This window comes from Streptomyces sp. NPDC003011 (genome assembly GCF_053591515.1).
The window spans coordinates 17,673-34,355 of sequence record NZ_JBSFTY010000010.1 but is presented as its reverse complement, the minus strand read 5'-3'; the positions used below and the strand labels follow the sequence as shown (position 1 = coordinate 34,355).

14 protein-coding genes and 3 pseudogenes are annotated in these 16,683 nt (G+C 69.9%); 8 read left to right on the top strand and 9 right to left on the bottom strand.

Going from position 1 to position 16,683, the window contains the following annotated elements; translation table 11 throughout:
* Positions 1-88: 88 nt before the first annotated feature.
* Complete coding sequence (locus ACWD0J_RS07585) at positions 89-484, bottom strand: hypothetical protein (protein ID WP_451494827.1); 396 nt, start codon at positions 482-484, stop codon at positions 89-91.
* A 493-nt stretch (positions 485-977) separates the two neighbouring features.
* On the opposite strand from ACWD0J_RS07585, the gene ACWD0J_RS07580 reads away from it, so the two are divergent.
* Both ACWD0J_RS07580 and ACWD0J_RS07575 read left to right on the top strand, forming a co-directional pair.
* A complete protein-coding gene (locus ACWD0J_RS07580) occupies positions 978-1,943 on the top strand; it encodes a pectate lyase family protein (RefSeq protein ID WP_451494826.1) in 966 nt (321 codons plus the stop codon).
* Between the two features lie 146 nt (positions 1,944-2,089).
* Complete coding sequence (locus tag ACWD0J_RS07575; protein ID WP_451494825.1) at positions 2,090-5,590, top strand: substrate-binding domain-containing protein; 3,501 nt, start codon at positions 2,090-2,092, stop codon at positions 5,588-5,590.
* Between the two features lie 539 nt (positions 5,591-6,129).
* On the opposite strand, the gene ACWD0J_RS07570 is transcribed toward ACWD0J_RS07575, so the two are convergent.
* The 3 genes from ACWD0J_RS07570 to ACWD0J_RS07560 all read right to left on the bottom strand — a co-directional run bounded on the left by ACWD0J_RS07570 (position 6,130) and on the right by ACWD0J_RS07560 (position 9,987).
* Complete coding sequence (locus tag ACWD0J_RS07570) at positions 6,130-6,564, bottom strand: hypothetical protein (RefSeq protein WP_451494824.1); 435 nt, start codon at positions 6,562-6,564, stop codon at positions 6,130-6,132.
* A 322-nt stretch (positions 6,565-6,886) separates the two neighbouring features.
* The gene (locus tag ACWD0J_RS07565; protein ID WP_451494823.1) at positions 6,887-7,999 is read right to left on the bottom strand and encodes an ABC transporter substrate-binding protein; all 1,113 of its coding nucleotides are present in this window, start codon (positions 7,997-7,999) and stop codon (positions 6,887-6,889) included.
* Between the two features lie 1,097 nt (positions 8,000-9,096).
* Positions 9,097-9,987 (bottom strand): NAD(P)-dependent oxidoreductase, encoded by an 891-nt coding sequence (locus ACWD0J_RS07560; protein ID WP_451494822.1) that lies wholly within the window; start codon positions 9,985-9,987, stop codon positions 9,097-9,099.
* Between the two features lie 182 nt (positions 9,988-10,169).
* On the opposite strand from ACWD0J_RS07560, the gene ACWD0J_RS07555 reads away from it, so the two are divergent.
* Positions 10,170-10,556 (top strand): winged helix-turn-helix transcriptional regulator, encoded by a 387-nt coding sequence (locus ACWD0J_RS07555; protein WP_451494915.1) that lies wholly within the window; start codon positions 10,170-10,172, stop codon positions 10,554-10,556.
* Between the two features lie 497 nt (positions 10,557-11,053).
* Here the strand turns inward: ACWD0J_RS07555 and ACWD0J_RS07550 are convergent, their stop codons facing one another.
* The 4 genes and pseudogenes from ACWD0J_RS07550 to ACWD0J_RS07535 all read right to left on the bottom strand — a co-directional run bounded on the left by ACWD0J_RS07550 (position 11,054) and on the right by ACWD0J_RS07535 (position 12,649).
* A complete protein-coding gene (locus ACWD0J_RS07550; RefSeq protein ID WP_451494914.1) occupies positions 11,054-11,563 on the bottom strand; it encodes a DUF4396 domain-containing protein in 510 nt (169 codons plus the stop codon).
* Between the two features lie 180 nt (positions 11,564-11,743).
* Positions 11,744-11,890: pseudogene (locus ACWD0J_RS07545) on the bottom strand (DUF305 domain-containing protein); the annotation flags it as partial.
* 73 nt (positions 11,891-11,963) lie between these two features.
* Positions 11,964-12,191, bottom strand: coding sequence for a hypothetical protein (locus ACWD0J_RS07540; RefSeq protein WP_451494821.1), 228 nt, complete (start codon positions 12,189-12,191; stop codon positions 11,964-11,966).
* 17 nt (positions 12,192-12,208) lie between these two features.
* Complete coding sequence (locus ACWD0J_RS07535; RefSeq protein WP_451494820.1) at positions 12,209-12,649, bottom strand: VOC family protein; 441 nt, start codon at positions 12,647-12,649, stop codon at positions 12,209-12,211.
* 474 nt (positions 12,650-13,123) lie between these two features.
* Between ACWD0J_RS07535 and ACWD0J_RS07530 the strand changes: the two genes are divergently transcribed.
* From ACWD0J_RS07530 to ACWD0J_RS07515, 4 genes and pseudogenes are all read left to right on the top strand, one after another.
* The gene (locus ACWD0J_RS07530) at positions 13,124-13,504 is read left to right on the top strand and encodes a VOC family protein (RefSeq protein ID WP_451494819.1); all 381 of its coding nucleotides are present in this window, start codon (positions 13,124-13,126) and stop codon (positions 13,502-13,504) included.
* 49 nt (positions 13,505-13,553) lie between these two features.
* Positions 13,554-14,336, top strand: a complete 783-nt coding sequence (locus ACWD0J_RS07525) for an MBL fold metallo-hydrolase (RefSeq protein ID WP_451494818.1) — start codon at positions 13,554-13,556, stop codon at positions 14,334-14,336.
* Between the two features lie 37 nt (positions 14,337-14,373).
* Positions 14,374-14,766, top strand: coding sequence for a nuclear transport factor 2 family protein (locus tag ACWD0J_RS07520; protein WP_451494817.1), 393 nt, complete (start codon positions 14,374-14,376; stop codon positions 14,764-14,766).
* A gap of 74 nt (positions 14,767-14,840) precedes the next feature.
* Positions 14,841-15,263: pseudogene (locus tag ACWD0J_RS07515) on the top strand (PPOX class F420-dependent oxidoreductase); the annotation flags it as partial.
* Between the two features lie 9 nt (positions 15,264-15,272).
* Here the strand turns inward: ACWD0J_RS07515 and ACWD0J_RS07510 are convergent.
* Complete coding sequence (locus ACWD0J_RS07510; RefSeq protein WP_451494816.1) at positions 15,273-15,782, bottom strand: MarR family winged helix-turn-helix transcriptional regulator; 510 nt, start codon at positions 15,780-15,782, stop codon at positions 15,273-15,275.
* A gap of 186 nt (positions 15,783-15,968) precedes the next feature.
* Here ACWD0J_RS07510 and ACWD0J_RS07505 point away from each other — a divergent pair.
* Positions 15,969-16,414, top strand: a pseudogene (locus tag ACWD0J_RS07505) (ATP-binding cassette domain-containing protein); the annotation flags it as partial.
* Positions 16,415-16,683 lie beyond the last annotated feature (269 nt).

The following is a 16,683-nucleotide window of genomic DNA, read 5'->3' as shown; positions in this document are numbered from 1 at the left end:
AGAGCCGCCGACGCCGCCTCACCGGACTGGGGCGATTCCCCGGCGGTCTGGCCGTCTCGGGTGATGCCATGGCCTCGGTGGACCCCATCTACGGGCACGTGACCGTCACTTGGATCTTGCTCGGGGCCGCGGTCGCGGTGGGCGTCACCAGGACGTCGGCGTCCGGGAAGCCCAGGAGGGCGGGGTCCTGGACTTTGCCCGGGTCCGCGGTCGCCGTGAGCGTCACCAGGACGTCGGCGATCGGGAGGCCCAGGAGGGCGGGGTCGTCGCTGGCCACGACGGCGAGCACCGGTCCGTGCACGGTGCGTGCGAGGCCGGCCAGGACGCGGGAGGCGTCAGGAAGACGGTCCCCGGCCAGCGGCAGGCGGGCGCTGTGCGCGGCTTGGAGGCGGTCCACGACCACGAGGGCCAGGCCCTCCATGTGCGGCGCGGTTTCCGCGACGTCTTCGGCCCTCAGGTCGGTGCCGTCATCGATGAGCAGCACGTCGCCTGCCTGGACCAGCTGGCGGGGGGCCTGCTGCTCGTGCTCGGTGAGGCGGCGCTGCTTCAGGCGCGGGTGGTCATCCTCGGTCTCGGCGGAGATGATCCGGCGGAAGACCTCATCCCTGTTCGGTCCCGACGCCGCCTACAGGACCGCGCGGCGGTCGACGAGCGCGGTCCGCCGTGCGGCGGCAGGACCCGGCAGGCTTCCGCCGACGTTCGATGCTGCAGCCACCAGCGTCAGCCGGCCCGGCCGCGGGCCGCCCCTCGCGGCGTCCAGTCCGGACAGCCCGACGGACAGCCCGACGGACAGCCCGGATGTGGGGCCGACGACCGGGACGCCGGCGTGTTCCGGAGCGGCCGGAACGCAATAGTCCACACACAGCACGCCATTGTCCACACCCTCCGGTCTAGGCTCACAGCGAGCCGACCGCGCGGCCCCGGTGGTGCACCCCCACAGCACGACACCTCTCCAGACCCCACGGACGGAGTTCCACATGCGCAGGACGAGCGCACGGTTCACCCTGGTCGGAGCCACGGCGGCAACGGCCGTGGCGATGGCCGTGATCGGAGCCACCACCGCCAGCGGATCCGCCGCCGCGGAGCCGACGGCGGTCGCCGCCGCCGGCCCCATCGGCTTCGGTGCCGCCACCACGGGCGGGAACGGAGGCAGCACGGTGACCGTCAGCACCGCCTCCGCCTTCATAGCGGCGGTGCAGAGCACCACCACCCAGACGGTCCGGGTCAACGGCACCATCGCCCTGTCGTCGATGACGAAGGTCGCCTCGAACAAGACCATCGTCGGCGTCGGCACCGCCGGGAAGATCACCGGCAGCGGGCTCAACGTCGCCAACGCGAACAACGTGATCATTCAGAACCTCTCGTTCACCGGGTCCAACGACGACGCCATCAACGTGCAGTACTCGACGAACGTCTGGATCGACCACAACGACATCTCCGACGCCAACGACGGAGCCGTCGACATCAAGCGCGCCTCGACCAACATCACGGTGTCCTGGAACCGCACCCACGACCAGGACAAGAACATGCTGCTCGGCCACTCCGACGACAACGCGTCCGAGGACACCGGCAAGCTGAAGGTGACCTACGCGTACAACTGGTTCGACGGCACCAACCAGCGCAACCCGCGAGTCCGCTTCGGCAACCCGGTGCACGTGCTGAACAACTACTTCAGCGACATCGGCTCCTACGGGGTGGCGTCCACCGAGAACGCGGGCGTCCTGGTGGAGAGCAACTACTTCGAGAACACGGAGGACCCCTACCACCTCGGTGAGGGCAGCTCCGACGAGGGTTCGCTCGTGGCGAGGAACAACCACCTCGTCGGCTCCGGCACCGGACAGACCGGCGGCTCCGTCGCCTCGATCCCGTACAGCTACACCGCGCAGTCGGCGTCCACCGTCAAGGCGACGGTGACCGCGGGCGCGGGTGTCGGCAAGATCTGACCCGCACCACCGCACGAGGCCGGACCGGTGACCTCCGTGTCACCGGTCTTGCCACGCACCGCCTCCTCCTCTAGGTTCCCCCACGCCCCGGCGGCACCGGCACCGCCGCCGCGGGCCCCCGGCGGAGGGCGACCAAGGGGGCGCAGATGGCCGTAGATCCGTGTGCCGTGGCCGGCACGGCGCAGGCACCGAACCGTCCGCTCACCGTGGGACTGCTCACCGCCAACATCCATCTCGGCGTCGGCGCCACCCTGTGGTCCGGCGTCCGCGCCGCCGCCCGGCGCAACGACGTCAACCTCGTCTGCTTCCCCGGCGGCAATTTGCGCCACGGCGACGTGGCCCGCAGCGAACTGTACGAGCTCGTCGGACCGGCCCGGCTGGACGGTGTCGTGTGCTGGAGCTCCACCCTGGGACTGCCCTCGGGCGGCCCCCGGGCCCGCGGTCTGCTGCGCCGGCTGGCCCACCTGCCGCTGATCAGTCTCAACCAGCAGCTCAGCGAGCACACCGACGTCCTGTCGATCGACTCGCACGCGGGTATGCGCAAACTGGTCGGGCACCTCGTCGTCCGGCACGGTCGCAGACGGCCGGCCTGCATCCGCGGCCCGCTCGCCAACCCGGTCTCCGAGGAGCGCTACCGCGCCTTCGTCGACGCGCTGCGCCACCACGGCATCCCGCACGAGCACACCCATGTGGGCGCCGCCGTCGACTTCGCCGCGTCGGCCGGCGCGTCGGCGATGCGGGCACTGACCGAGGCGCGCGGCCTGATCCCGGGCGTCGACTTCGACGTGGTGGTGGCGTGCAGCGATGTCCTGGCGGCCGGAGCACTGCGCTACCTGACCGACCGCGGGGTGTGCGTCCCGGAGGACATCGCGGTGGTCGGCTTCAACGACTCCCCCGAGGCCCGGCTCGGCGACCCGCCCCTGACCTCGGTGGCCCTGCCCTTCGCGGAACTGGGCGCGCTGGCGGTCGACACCCTCGTCTCCCGATTACGCGGTACCCGGCCACCGGACCGCACGACCATCCCCGCCACGCTGGTGCCGCGCCGTTCCTGCGGCTGCCCCTATCCCACCTCCTGCCCGCCCGCACCGGTTCCCCCGGCGGTGTCCGGGCATACGGCGGCGCCCGTCGGGCAACGGCCCGAGGGCTGGGCGGCCCTGGACTCGGTGCTGCCGTCCGCGGGAGTTCCGCTCGCCGCGGCCTTCCACGCCGAACTCAGCGGCATGCGCGACGAGTTGCGCTCCCCCGGTGGGCCGGCCGACGGGGCGGCGGACCCCGGCGAGCGGCCCGGCGGGTTCCTCTCGCTCGTGGAGCAGCTGCTGCGCGGCCACGCCGGAACCCAGACCGAAGTGGACCGCTGGCACCAGGCGTTGGAGGGCGCACGCCGTGGCGTGGTCGACGCGCTGCCCCCGCCGCGGCGCGGGGACGCCGAGCTGCTGTTCGGGCGGGCCCGCCTCCTCGCGGCCGAGCGGTCGCGTGCCCTGCTGGAGTACGAACGCTGGTCCCAAACCCAACGCGCGCGCAGACTACGGCAGTTCGGCACCGCCCTGACCACGGTCGTGGACCTGGAAGGGCTCTCCGACGTCATGGAACGGCACCTCACCGAACCCGGCGTCCCACACTGCCGGGTCATCCTCTACGACCGGTCGGGCGCATCCGCCGACACGGCCGTGCGCGGCATGGCACGCACCCTGCTCACCCCGGCCGAGGAGCGGCTCGCCCAGACCTCCGGCGTGCTCGGCGGTCCCGCGTTCTCGGCCAGCCTGCTGCTGCCCGACGCCCTGCTGCCCCGCGACGGCCGCTTCACCCTGGTCCTGGAACCCCTGCACATCGGCGACGAACACCTCGGGGTGGCCGTGTTCGACGCGACCTCCACCGAAGCCGTGGACCACGACGGCGCGCTCTACCGGGAACTGGGCGACCAGCTCAGCGCCGCGCTGAAGGGCATCGGCCTCTTCGACGAGGTGCGGCGGGCCCGCGACGCGGCCGAGCAGGCCAGCCGCTTCCAGGCACGGCTGCTGACGCATGTCACGGACGAGGTGCGCTCCCCGGTGGAGGCCATGCTCCACCACGGCGGCGACCCGGCAGAGGCGCTCACCGAGGTGCGCCGGGACGCCGTACGGGTGCTGCACCTCATCGAGAACCTGCTCGACCTCGCCCGCTCGGAAGCCGGTGACCTGCTGCTGTCGCGGAGACTCCTGGACCCGTTGCCCGTCCTGGCCCGTGCCTGCACGACGATGGCGACCGCACGGTCCGCGCACTCCGGCTGGCTGCTCGACCTGCCCGAGCGGCTGCCGTCGGTGTGGGTGGACGAGACACGCTTGGAGCAGATCCTGCTCAACGTCCTGACCACGGCCGCGGACCGGGCGGGCAGCGGCTCGCCCGAGGTCACCGCCGTCCTGGACCTCTCCGGCATACGCGTCACGGTGGCCGTGCCCGACGCCCGCGTGCCGTCCGCGCGGCCCGGCCGGCTCCTCGACGTCGGCGTCTCCGCGGCCCGCCGGCTGGCCATGATGCACGGCGGGGCGCTGACCGTCGCCGAGGCCGCGGGCCGCCCGGAGTACGTGCTGCGCCTGCCCCTGCCGTCCCCGGACGAGCAGGCGCACCTGTCCGGTGCCGGCGACGGGCCGCTCCTCGTCCTCACCCCCGGCGAGATCGGCACGGACGTGCAGGCGCTCGCGGCCCGGCACGGGCTGGAGGTGTACCGGCCCGCCGCCGAGCACGACGTCATCCCGTCGGTGGAACGGCGCACCCCCGCGGCCGTCGTCTGGGACGCGACCCCCGACCGGCCGCAGGAGTGGCGGGCCGTGCAGCGGCTGCACGACCATCCCGTACTGCGGCACACGCCGTTCCTGCTGTTCGGAGCCGACGGCACCGATCTGCGGCACGCGCTGCGGGTGCTGCGGCCCGACGGGTTCGCCGCCCCCGTGATCGTCGCGGGCGGCTCGCGGGAGTCCCGGGAGACACTGCGCCGGCTGGCCGAGGCCGCGCTGCCCGACCACCCCGCCCGGGTGGTGGCCGACGCGACGACCGTGCTGTCCCTGGTCGCCGAGGAGAGACCACGGCTGGTGCTGCTGGAACGGGCCCTGCCCGACATGCAGGGACTGGACGTCGTGGACCGTCTGCACGACGGCGCGGGCCGGGCGCTGTGCCCGGTCGTCGTCGCCGGGCACGAGGGACTGACCGCGGCCGACGCGCGACGCGGCCGGCCGCACCCGGCGCTGCTCATGCTCGACCTGGACGTGTTCGCCCCTCACGAGGCGGCGGCGCTCGTCCGTGACCTGGCAGGCCAGGACGGCTGGTTGCCGCCGCGCACCCGGGACGTCCTCGACGAGGCCCTGGTCTTCCTCTACGAACACTGGCGGCGGCCGATCTCCCGCTGGCAGGTGGCACAGGCCGCCGGGGTCAGCCCCGACCACCTCGGCAGGCTCTTCCAGCAGCGCTACGGCCTGACGGTCTGGGAGTACCTGACCCGGGTGCGGATCGGGCGGGCCGCGGAACGCCTGCGGCTGAGCGACGACAGTGTGCAGAGCGTGGCCCGGGCGGTGGGCTTCCGCGACCGCGCCTACTTCAGCCGGGTGTTCCGCCGGGTGACCGGTGTCGCCCCGCACTTCTACCGCGAGGAGACGGCCGCCGGACCGAGACCATGAAGACGACACCGTCCTTGATCTGCCGTAGCGCGGGCGCTACGGGCTTGAGGCGAAGGCATTGCGCTCCTGCTGGAAGTGGCGCAACGACTTCCTGACCGTGTCAGGAGCGAGTCTTCCGATGACCTAGGAAGGCGATAGCCGCCAGAATCCCTGCTCCAGCTATGTCCCGTGCTACCCGTAAGCGACGATGTCCGCTCCGTAGTACCCCGCGGCACCTCCAGGCGCGAAACTACCGACTACGGCAGCACAGCACCAGGGCCCGCAGCACTGCCGACTCCGGTCCCGACCACTCCGCCGACCGCGGCGGCGTATGTGACGACTCCGGTCTCTGCCGCAGCCCTAATTCCCGCCACACCCCCTGGGACAACTCCCGGTGCGGCTGCGACAAGGCCCGGTACAGGAAGCGCAACACGGTCGAGAGGGCGATCAATAAGCTCAGGCTGTTCAGAGCGACGGCACCCGCTATGACAAGCTCGGATACGTCTACCTGGGCACCGTCACCGCGGCAGCACTGCTCATCTGGCTCCGAACGTGAACCTCTACGCGACCCAGCAGTAGACGTTCTGGCCCTGGCGTCGGGTGCTGCTGACGAGAGCGGCCAGATCACTCAGAATCACTTCGGCGATCTCCGTGTCGATGACCTCGCCGTCCTTGGCCCGCTGCAAGGACCACGCGACAGCGGCATCCCTCAACTCGGACCTCCCGGCCTTGGCGAGCACGGCGGACAGGCGAGGCGAGATCGCGAAAACGACGCACCCGTCGTCGTCCTGACCGGCGACGAGACGAGGCTCACCAGCCTCGACAAGTTCCTCGAAGCTGCCGCCGGCAAACAGGCACTCCCACTCGACCACAGCCTCTTCGGGATCGAAATTGCCGAAAGAGAGCGACTCGAATGCGCGTCGCGGCCCGGCCTGAAGAGCCAGAGCCGCTGACGCGTCATCTGGAGCCGCGAAGAACTCGACGATGGTGCTCACCCCGGCATCATGCCGTACCGCCCACGACGATGATCGGCCGGACAGCTCCTAGCGACGTTGGACGGGTGCCAACGCTTTGACGGATGAGGCCCGGCCCCGTCGGGTTCGGCAAGATGCTCTCAGCTCTCAGGAGAGGTAGACCGCCCGGCCTCATGGACGCCGTGGACATGCCGATCACCGACTGGGTCACCATCGCGGCGCCGACTGCCGCACGACAGCCCGAGAATGCTTTCGTGGCCCCGCCGCGAAGCTGAGAGCCCGTATGGGCAGGTAGACAACCTCAAACCCGGACAGGTCTCGGCAGTTGGGCCTCCGTGCTCTCTCAGCCGGCGTGGACGATCCGAAAGCGATCGGGCTCCGCCGGGTCCCGGTCAACGACTTGGACGGGTGTCCAAACCCATTGCCAGACGCTGATGCCCGGCGTGCGGGAGAACCGGATCGGCCCGCGGGTGCCCTCGACCGCCACGCTCGGCCATGACCCGGCGATGGCCGCCCGGTCCGTGCCGTGGGAACGCAGCACGTCGGCGAGGACGGCGACGGTGTCCCAGCCCTCGAAGGCGACGAAGGAGGGCGCTTCGCCCAGCCGCTCGCGGAGCTCCTTCCCGACGCGTTCGCCGAGCGGACCGAGGCGCTCGGGCAGGTAGCGCAGGAACGGGATCCCGGCGCCGTCCTCGCCCAGCACGGCGGCCCATTCGGCGAACTCCGGTTGTCCGGCCGGAGCACCGATCAAGATCTCCGCGAGCCGCCGGTCGCCCCGGACGGCCCTGACGATCGGCACCGCCGGCTCCGGGTGGCCGACCAGCAGGAGGAGCGCCGTCGCGCCGTGGTCGACGAGCGCGTCGCACAGGGCCTCGGGGGTGAGCGCGTTCGTGTCGAGTTCGACGACCGTGCCGCCACGGGGAGCGAGGTGGTCCCGCAGGACGCGGGTCCCGGACGCCCAGTAGACGCTCGGCTGGGCCGCCACGGCGATCCGACGCCGGCCCGCGCCGAGGAGGAAGTCCGCGTAGATCCGCCAGCCGTGCGACTGGGCCGGGGCCAGGCGCGCGACCCAGTCCGTCGGCTCCTCGGTGAGCGCGTCGAGCACCGCGGACGAGCAGAGGAACGGCACGCCGAGGGCATCGGCCCGGGCGGCGGCGGCGCGGGCGACGACGCTGTGGTACTCGCCCGCCACGGCGGCCACGCCCAGGCCAGCCAGTTCGTCCACGGCCGCGGCGGCCCGCTCCGGATCGGCCGCGGTGTCCCGGACGACCAGCTCCAGTGGTCTGCCGTCGATCCCGCCAGCGTCGTTGACCTCGCGAACGGCCAGGTCGAGTCCTGCGAGCAGGTGTCGGCCCGCCTCGACCCAGCCGGGCCGCGTCAGCGGGACGAGAGCGCCCAGACGGACAGACGAGCCGTCCGTGGGCTCCGCTCCGGACAGCGATGGTGGCGTGTTCATCGGGTGGCGTCTCCCCTGGGATGATGCGGTCGCGGTCCGCCCGGATCACGCGTCGGCCGGGGTTGGCGGTTCGCGATCGTCACGTCTCGCCGCAGCAGGCGCGCCCGGGTGATCATGCGGGTCATTGGATCCACCACCATCGCCGATAGGCAACCGATTATTTGTTCGCTGAGGTGCCGAGCTTCATCGTCATCGGCACCAACGAGGGCCTGCACCTCATCGAAGGTCACTTCTGCCCGCCTCACACACCTGGACCGGGCCACCGGCCGCGTCATGGTCGTCCGCCGACGCGTTTATCGACGCGTTCATCGACGTCTTCCGCCACACCTTCGGCCACCCGCCGGCACACGCCCAAGAAGCTGACGGCTACCGGCACTTGAGCGAGCGGTTACCTGACACCGGTCAGGGCGCTGGTCAGGGCGCCGAGGGCGCAACCCAGGGCCGACTCGCACATGATCACGCCAAGTGCCGTACCGAACGGAACCCGCATGACTCTCGACCGCCCGACTCACCGATGGTCGATGGTCGATCGGAGTCGGCCTTCTCGGAGCCGCATTCGCCCTCGTCGTGGGACAGACGGCGACGGCGATCGGCGCGGACGACCCCGGCGGGCCGTCCCCCGCCGGCCGTCGTCGACCGCGACCTGCTGCCCGCGCTCGGCGCATGGGCGGTGCCCGGCCCGATCTGGTGTGGGCACCGGAGGTCTTCGACAACGGCAGTGACGTCACCCTGCAGTACACCGCCCATGACCGAGCGAGCGATCGGCAGTGCATCGGCTCGGCGTGGTCGGACTCGCCGGACGGCCCCTTCCGCCCGGTCGGCGAGTCGGAGGAGCTGAAGGGTGTCCCGCAATTGAGCCGGTGGGGCACGGCGGCCACGGCCTTCGTCTCAACGAGCCGCTCAGGTGCCGAGCGTGCGGCAAAGAATGATGTGTGCCGGGATACGTGCTACCCAGCGAAGCTGTCCGTACGCCGGCGTTGGTCCTTGCGGGGGCTGGCCTCGCAGGATGTTCGACGCGCCGAGGTCGAGCGCGCCGTCCGGGGCCCAGGTAGCTGGGTGACTGGCCTGCTTCCCACCTGGCTGGGTGCCGTCCGGGGTTATCCGGTCTGGCCAGGGTTCTTAAGGATCTCTGTCAGGGCAGAGATGCTGTGGTCGCCGTGACCGGCTTCGACCGCTCGCTTGAGCAGGTCGTGGTAGGGCTTGTGCCAACTCATGTCGAGGTTGGCTTCCTTGCCGAGTTCCTCGTCATGGGCGGCTCCGGCCAGGAACAGGTTCACGGAGGAGCCGGGCTTGCTGTAGTCGCCGCTGTCAATCTCCTCAGCGAAGACCGGCAGTACCGAGTTGATCATCTCGAACCACTTGATGCTGAACCGAACCATTGAGGCCGCCGTGAGTCCACGGGCCTGCATCGCTGCCGCGCCTTGGAAGAAACCGACGAGCGCGGGCAGCAGGGTGCCGCCCACCGCCATCTCATACAGGGCGGCGAGGTCGGCGTCGGCGCCGAGGTAGACGGTGTCGCCACCCAGCACCCGTAGCGTCGATGCGAACTCGTCGAAGACGCTGTTGTCGCCGCCGTAGTACAGGAGGGTGTCCTCGGCGCTCACGGCGGACGGCACGTTCTTGATCGCTCCGTCGAGGTAGCGTGCGCCGTGCCCGAGCGCCCATTCGGCCATCTGACGGGCCCCGGCTGGTGAACCGCTGTTCAGGGTCACAAGGGCCCGGCCTTTGAGCGCGGCAGCGGCTGGCTCCAGGGCTTCGATGGTGCTGTCATACGTGGTCAGGCAGGCGATGACCAGCGGACTCGCAGCGATCGCCTCGTCCATCGTGTGCGCGTGAACGGCACCCTTGGACACGAGTGGCGTGGCCTTCGACGGGGTCCTGTTCCAGACGGTGGTCGGGTGTCCGGCGTCGATGAATGCCTCGGCCAGTGCGCTGCCCATCGAGCCCAGCCCGATGACGGTCACGGGAGTGCGGTGGTGCCCGGTCATTAGTTGCTCCTGCCTGAGACCGATCGTTTTGATGCTCTGAAATAACGTCAGGTATGAGGCGTAGGCACCGAGTTGGTGCGATCCCGGTGCGATGCCTGCTCCATGCTGCGGGGGCGCCAACGCTTCTGCAAGTACCTACAATTTTGTCCGGTACCCACATTCTTGTTAGGGAGAGAGTGCTGATGAAGAGGCGGAGCTATACCTGCGGGCTGGACGCCGCTATCGACGTCATGGGAGGGAAATGGAAGGGGTTGATCCTTTTCTGGCTCGACGAAGGACCGTTGCGCTTCGGCGAGTTGCGCCGGACGGTGTCCGGTATCAGTGAACGGATGCTGATCCTGCAGCTGCGGGAACTGGAGGCCAGCGGCCTGGTGCACCGCGAGGTCCATCACCAGGTACCACCGAAGGTGGAGTACTCACTGACCGACTTCGGTCACTCGCTCATCACCGCTCTCGTCCCACTCGGCCAGTGGGGCGAGGAACACATGGAGCGTCTCGAAGCCCTCCCGTTGGCCGGGCGCAAGGAGGCAGTCGGATCGGCGCCACTCGAACGGTCACCTCGTAAGTGATCTCGAAGTGGGATCAACCTGATCGCGACAGGACTGATCACGGCATGAGAGTCGTCCTGGACAGCCCACTTCACAGGGCTGAGTCCGCGCAGTTTCACCATCCGCCCAGATTCCGCTCACCCCGCTACTGCGCCGCTACTGCGATACCGGTCGCCTGCGGTTGGTCGCCCGCACCACATCGCTGAACACCGCGGTCCGGCGCGACGTGGGCCGGCGGCTGGCACCCGCAGGCACCGAACACCCCTGGCACGGGCGGCACTTCAGCGCCGGGTGGGGAACCCGCGGCGAACTGGAGTACCGCCCCGTCCGACCGGACCTGGTCGTCGAATCCGCCGCCGCGAGGCGTGCCCCGCTACGGTCGCCGCCGCCGGCGCGAGCAGAGCCTCCTGCCTCACTGAACCTGTGTCCCGGGCCGGTCGGTCGGTCAGTCAGTCGCCGGACACCACCAGATGACGCCTGCAGTGCATACGCGCCCGGGCGCGCTTCGGTGTGAGAGGTCAGTGGTAGGCGTGGACGACGGCGTGACCCTTGCCCCGGCCGATCATCCACTTGTTGACCGGGGTCGTGATCACGAAGGCGACAGCGAAGCCGCCGAGCAGCGCGGTCCAGAACAGGGCGTCGGACAGGTGGGCGTCCATCGCACCACTGAGGGCGATGACGCCGTTGTCGACGAGTTCCATGATCGCGATGGAGACGGTGTCCGCCGCCAGGGCCACCTTGACGGCGCTTTTGAAGTCCAGGCCCGCCCTGCGGAGGGCGAACAGGGTGAAGGAGTAGCCGAAGACGAACGCGAGGGCGATCGCCAGGACCATGGTGGGCACGTCGCCCCACAGCAGGGCGGTGCCGATGACCATGCCGAGGATCTCGCCGATCGCACATCCAGTCAGGCAGTGCAGCGTTGCCTTCGCCGCCGTTCCCCAGGATGCGCCGCCATGCCCACCGTGCCCCCCGGCCGCCTGTGCGGCGTGGTCGTGAGCGGTGCCGGTGTGGTGTGCAGTGTGGTCCATGACCGTCATCCCCTTCCCGTCCAGTGTGGCCCGATCTCGCGTCCCACACCACAACAATATACCCCTAGGGGGTATTCCCGGGAAGTGGTGGAGTGTGCCAAGCAGTGAAGGTGTGCCGACCGCGCAGGCACACCACACCCCCACTGCCGGGGTGGGCCAGCTCTTGCCGAGGAGGTCGTTCACCCTGGTGATCTCGGCGGTCTGCGAGGTGATGATGGCGTCGGCCATCTTCTTGGCGCCGGGGAAGGCGCCTTCTGTCTTCTCCGTCTTGGCCATCGACACCGAGCCTTCGTGATGCGAACACCGGAGCGGGCCATCACCGCGCACACCGCACGATCGGAAACGGAGGCGAGGCGGAGCCGAAAAGGGACGGTTTTCCAGGCACTCAGACGTGCCTCACCTATTCGCGCCGTCGTTTCAGGAGCCTGTGCGCGAGGGTGGTCACGGGAGTTTGGGCGCGTTCTTCGTCGTACACATGACGACGCGTCACCCCGTTCCCGGTGGCAGCGATCGGTACGTTGCGCGGGGTTCCGTCCTTGACGGCGTAGGCCAGGCGGGTCGCGTCACGGGCCAGCGGCTCCTGGCTGACCGGGCGGTTCAGAACCTCGATGACCTCGTTCGGCTGCACGGTTCGGTTCCTCTGTCTCAGTGCAGTTGCTCGGCCAGTCCGACGATGATGCCCTCCGGGCCTCGGACGTAGCAGAGCAGATAGCTGTCCTCGAACCGGGCGATCTCACCGACGAGTTCGGCGCCGTGAGGGCGCAGACGGGCAACGGTGTCCTCGATGTCGTCGACGGCGAACATGACGCGGTGCGTGCCCAGAATGTTGTGCGGCCGGTTGCGCGGGCCGGCGCTGATCGCCGCGGGGCTGCGGTACTTCGCCAGCTCGAGCCGGCCGTGACCGTCCGGGGTCCGGAGCATCGCGATGTCACAGCGGACGCCGTCGAGTCCGGTGCACTGGTCGGCGACGAGGCCCTCGACCTCCGCCCTGGCCTCCAGCTCCATACCGAGTTCCACGAAGAACGCGATGGCGGCATCCATGTCCTCGACGACGATGCCGACGTTGTCCATCCGCTGAATCGCCATGCTGGTTTCTCCTTCTTCTCGTGCGGCCGGTGCTGGCCGCTGATGTCTCTGGGACGGAGCCGGTGGCACGTTCTCGACATCCTCGACCGCCGAAATCCGAAAGATATGGATGGGTCTTCGACTTTTGGATCAGGGTCTTCGCCTGGATCTCGACCGGCTCCATGTCCGCCTCCTGCCTGCTGACCCGACCGTCCGCGTCCGAGACGCCGGGCTCCTGTCCTCTCCATGGGCCGGCCGACTGAAGGCCGACGAAACCACACCCTGGAAGAATAATCCATGGAAGTTGCTTCCATGGAAGATAAATGGTTTGCTGGGCGCCGGACCGACGAGGACCCTCGCCTCGCCCCGCCTCGCCCCGCCTCGCCTCTGCCAGTTCCGGCAAGGCGCCCCACCACGGAGTGGCGTCACCGCCTGGATTCGGCCTGCCATGGAAAGACATATTTCTCCCCCGATGGGGCGTAAGGAGTGAGTGTCATGACCGTTCCCGCCTTCAACTCGGTCGCCTGGTTCGAGTTCGGCACCGACCAGCCGGAGAAGGTCAAGGAGTTCTACGGCGAGCTCTTCGACTGGAAGTACGTCCTCAACACCAACACCCCGGGGGTCACCTATCACTCGGTGATGACGCCGGGCGCCCAGCAGCCGGCGGGCGGCGTGTGGGAGTCGGAGGGCGGCTTCCCCAACTACGCGATCTTCTACGTCCTCGTCCGGGACGTCGCCGCGACCGTCGAGCGCGCCGAGAAGCTGGGCGCCGAGGTGCTCATGGCACCGGTCTCCGACTCCGCGGCCTTCACCTTCGCCCGGCTGCAGGACACGGCGGGCAACCACTTCGGCGTGTTCTCCGTGCCCGCCCCCTGACCGGTTCTGCAAGGCCACGTCTTCCCTGCTCCCCGCCTGGAGGTTCCCGATGTCCGGCGCCAGCGCCACCAGCGAAAAGATCCCTGTCCGTGTCTACGGCGGTCCGACCACCGTGATCGAATACGGCGGGCTCCGGTTCGTCACCGATCCCACCTTCGACCCGCCCGGCGCGTACCCCATGCCCCTCCCCGGCGACCACAAGCTCGTCAAGACCGAGCCGTCACCTGTCACCGCCGCCGACCTGGGCCGCATCGACGCCATCCTGCTCTCCCATGACGAGCACGACGACAACCTGGACAACTCCGGCCGCGCCTTCCTGCCCGACGTTCCGGTCGTCTTCACCACTGTCAGCGGCGCCGGTCGTCTGGGCGGCAGCGCACAGGGGCTGGCCTTCTGGGAGACCGCCGAGCTCAAGCGGCCCGACGGCGGCACCGTGACCGTCACGGGCGTACCCGCCCGGCACGGTCCCGTCGGCTGTGAACCGGTCACCGGCGACGTCATCGGCTTCATCCTCACCTCCGACGACTTGCCCTCCGTCTACGTCAGCGGCGACAACGCCGCCCTGGAGCACGTCAAGGAGATCGCCGAGAGGTTCGCTCCCGTCGACACCGCGGTCCTCTTCCTCGGCGGCGCGCGTATGGCCTTCGCCTTCGAAGGCGCCCTGCTCACCCTCGACAGCACCCAGGGTGCCCAGGCCGCGAAGATGCTCGGCGCCCGCCGGGTCGTCCCCGCCCACTTCGACAGCTGGGCCCACTTCAAGGAAGGCCGAAACGAGATCGAGAGCGCGTTCACCGACGCCGGCCTCGCCGACCGCCTCGACTTCGCCGGATGACTGCCACCCCCGTACAAGAGCCCAAGGAGCGAACTACATGACCAGCGCGAACATCGACATCGCCCGCACCTACTTCCAGGCCGTCCAGGCCGGAGACATGGGTGCTCTCGGCAAACTCCTCGACGCCGACATCGTCTGGCACCAGCCCGGCGCCAACCGGTTCTCCGGAGAGCACAAGGGCCAGGGCGCCGTCTTCCAGATGCTCGGCAGCATGATGGAGACCAGCCAGGGCACCTTCGCCATCGACAAGATCCACACTCTCATGGGCAACGGGGACCTGGTCGCCGCCACCATCCACTTCACCGGCCGCCACGGCGACGCGTCGATGAGCATGGACGGCGTCGACGTCCTGCGCGTCGAGAACGGCAAGATCACCGAGATGTGGCTCTTCTCCGCCGACCCGGCCACCGAAGACACCTTCTGGGGCTAGAACCTGCGGTGCCCGAGGCCGCCTCGGTCCCGGGCACCCACGAGTCGATGCGTAGCCACACGAAAGGCGCCCGCATGCGGGAGACGACCGAGCAGCGGTGGCGGGTGTTCGTCACGCACGGCACCCGTACCGGCCAGTTTTCCACTGTGCGCGCCGACGGCAGCCCCCACGTGACACCGGTCTGCTTCCTCCCAGACCGCGACGACATCGTGCTCACCACCGAGAAGAACGGCGTCAAGGGCCGCAACCTCGCCCGCGACGGATGGTTCGCCCTCTGCGTCGACGAGGACCGGCCACCGTACGCGTTCGCCCTGCTCCGAGGACGCGCCGAGATCTCCGAGGACCCCGACGACACGCTGCACCGGGGCGACCTCCTCGGCGCCCGCCGCATGGGCAACGACCGCGCCGAGGAGTACGCCGCACGCAACGGCGGCCTTGAACAACCTCCTCGCCCGGGGCGCACCGACAAGGTCAGCGCCTTCGACGGCAGCGCCGACCGACCCGGCTCACGACGCCGGCCGGCCGGGCTGCTTCGGCGCCCGCATGCCCGGTACCGGCGTCTGCCCGGCGGCCTTCCGCTCCGCGTCCAAAGCCCGTCCGGCTGCCCGCAGCCTGCTGAGGACCGCCGTCACCTCGCGCACGGACTTCTCGGGAATCGCCGACCCGATCCGCAGTTCCAGTTCGTCCTCGAAGACCTTCAGTGCTCCGTCCACCAGTTTCCGTCCCTCGGGCGTCAACTCGACGATCGAGGAACGGCGGTCGTTGGGATTGGCACGCCGCTCACACAGGCCCGCCGTCTCCAGACGGTCGACTACCTTGCTCGTGCCGCCCACGGTGATGGAGAACTCCTCCGCGATGTCCTGGATCCGCGGCCCGGGCCGACGCAACAGCAGGTGCAGCACCTCGAACGAGGTCAGCGGCAGGTCGTACTCGGCCCGCAACCGCCCCTCAATGCCATTCCACAGCTCGATCTCCAGCGAGACCAGCTCCCGGTACAGCCGCTTCAGGTCAGCCATCACTCATCTTCCGAAGAATTATCTTCCAGGGATGGTTAATCATAGGTCAGCGGTGTCGCGCCCTTCGCCGAACACCAGAGTGGGCGCCGCTGAGGGCGGAGGCCAACAGCTCAGCCGGTCACCCTCTGTAAGGGCTTGTCATGTGCCGAGCGGAGCCTGCGTCGGCAGTGTGCGGACGATGCCATGGTGATCGGCGAGCTGCTGCGCGCCTTCCGGGTGGGCGACCGGGCTGGTCGGGCGGCCCGCGTGGCCGGGCTGCTGGACCAGGTGGCGCTGCCCGCGTCGACGCTCGAGCGCAGGCCCGCCGAACTGTCCGGCGGCCGACGTCAGCGGGTGGCGCTCGCCCGCGCGCTGACGCTCTCGCCGGACCTGGTGGTGTGCGACGAGCCGGTCTGCCTGCCCTCGACGTCTCAGTCCAGGCACAGATCCTGCGGCCGCTCGCGCGGTTGCAGGCCGACACCGAAGTGGCGTACCTGTTCGTCTCGCACGACCTGGCCGGCGTACGGCAGATCGCGCACCATGTGGTGGTCATGCGGGCCGGACGGGTGGTGGAGAGTGCCCCGGCGGACGACTTGTTCCGCGCGCCCGCCCATCCCTACACGCTCGACCTGCTGGCCGCCGGGCCGGGCCGGGAGCGGCCCGGTGAGCGCATCCCGATCGCGAGCAGCGTGGCCGTCCGGCTTGCCCCGGTCACTCAGACGCAGGCGGGCCGGCTCGCGCCCTCAGCTCCTGCCGACAGCGGTGGACGTGCTGCTCGGCCTCTCGCACGGCGGAAGAGGGGGTGCCGTTCGCCGGCCCGGCCCGGTCGTCAGCGCGTCAGCGCGTCAGCGCGTCAGCGCGTCAGCGCGTCAGCGCGTCAGCGCGTCAGCGCGTCAGCGCGTCAGCGCGTCAGCGCGTCAGC

Coding starts and splice junctions, on each gene's coding strand:
- ACWD0J_RS07555 (WP_451494915.1), top strand. CDS start 10,170: ATGAAGAGGCGGAGCTATACCTGCGGGCTGGACGCCGCTATCGACGTC.
- ACWD0J_RS07565 (WP_451494823.1), bottom strand. CDS start 7,999: ATGAACACGCCACCATCGCTGTCCGGAGCGGAGCCCACGGACGGCTCG.
- ACWD0J_RS07535 (WP_451494820.1), bottom strand. CDS start 12,649: ATGGCGATTCAGCGGATGGACAACGTCGGCATCGTCGTCGAGGACATG.
- ACWD0J_RS07520 (WP_451494817.1), top strand. CDS start 14,374: ATGACCAGCGCGAACATCGACATCGCCCGCACCTACTTCCAGGCCGTC.
- ACWD0J_RS07510 (WP_451494816.1), bottom strand. CDS start 15,782: ATGGCTGACCTGAAGCGGCTGTACCGGGAGCTGGTCTCGCTGGAGATC.
- ACWD0J_RS07575 (WP_451494825.1), top strand. CDS start 2,090: ATGGCCGTAGATCCGTGTGCCGTGGCCGGCACGGCGCAGGCACCGAAC.
- ACWD0J_RS07560 (WP_451494822.1), bottom strand. CDS start 9,987: ATGACCGGGCACCACCGCACTCCCGTGACCGTCATCGGGCTGGGCTCG.
- ACWD0J_RS07530 (WP_451494819.1), top strand. CDS start 13,124: ATGACCGTTCCCGCCTTCAACTCGGTCGCCTGGTTCGAGTTCGGCACC.
- ACWD0J_RS07550 (WP_451494914.1), bottom strand. CDS start 11,563: ATGGACCACACTGCACACCACACCGGCACCGCTCACGACCACGCCGCA.
- ACWD0J_RS07525 (WP_451494818.1), top strand. CDS start 13,554: ATGTCCGGCGCCAGCGCCACCAGCGAAAAGATCCCTGTCCGTGTCTAC.
- ACWD0J_RS07580 (WP_451494826.1), top strand. CDS start 978: ATGCGCAGGACGAGCGCACGGTTCACCCTGGTCGGAGCCACGGCGGCA.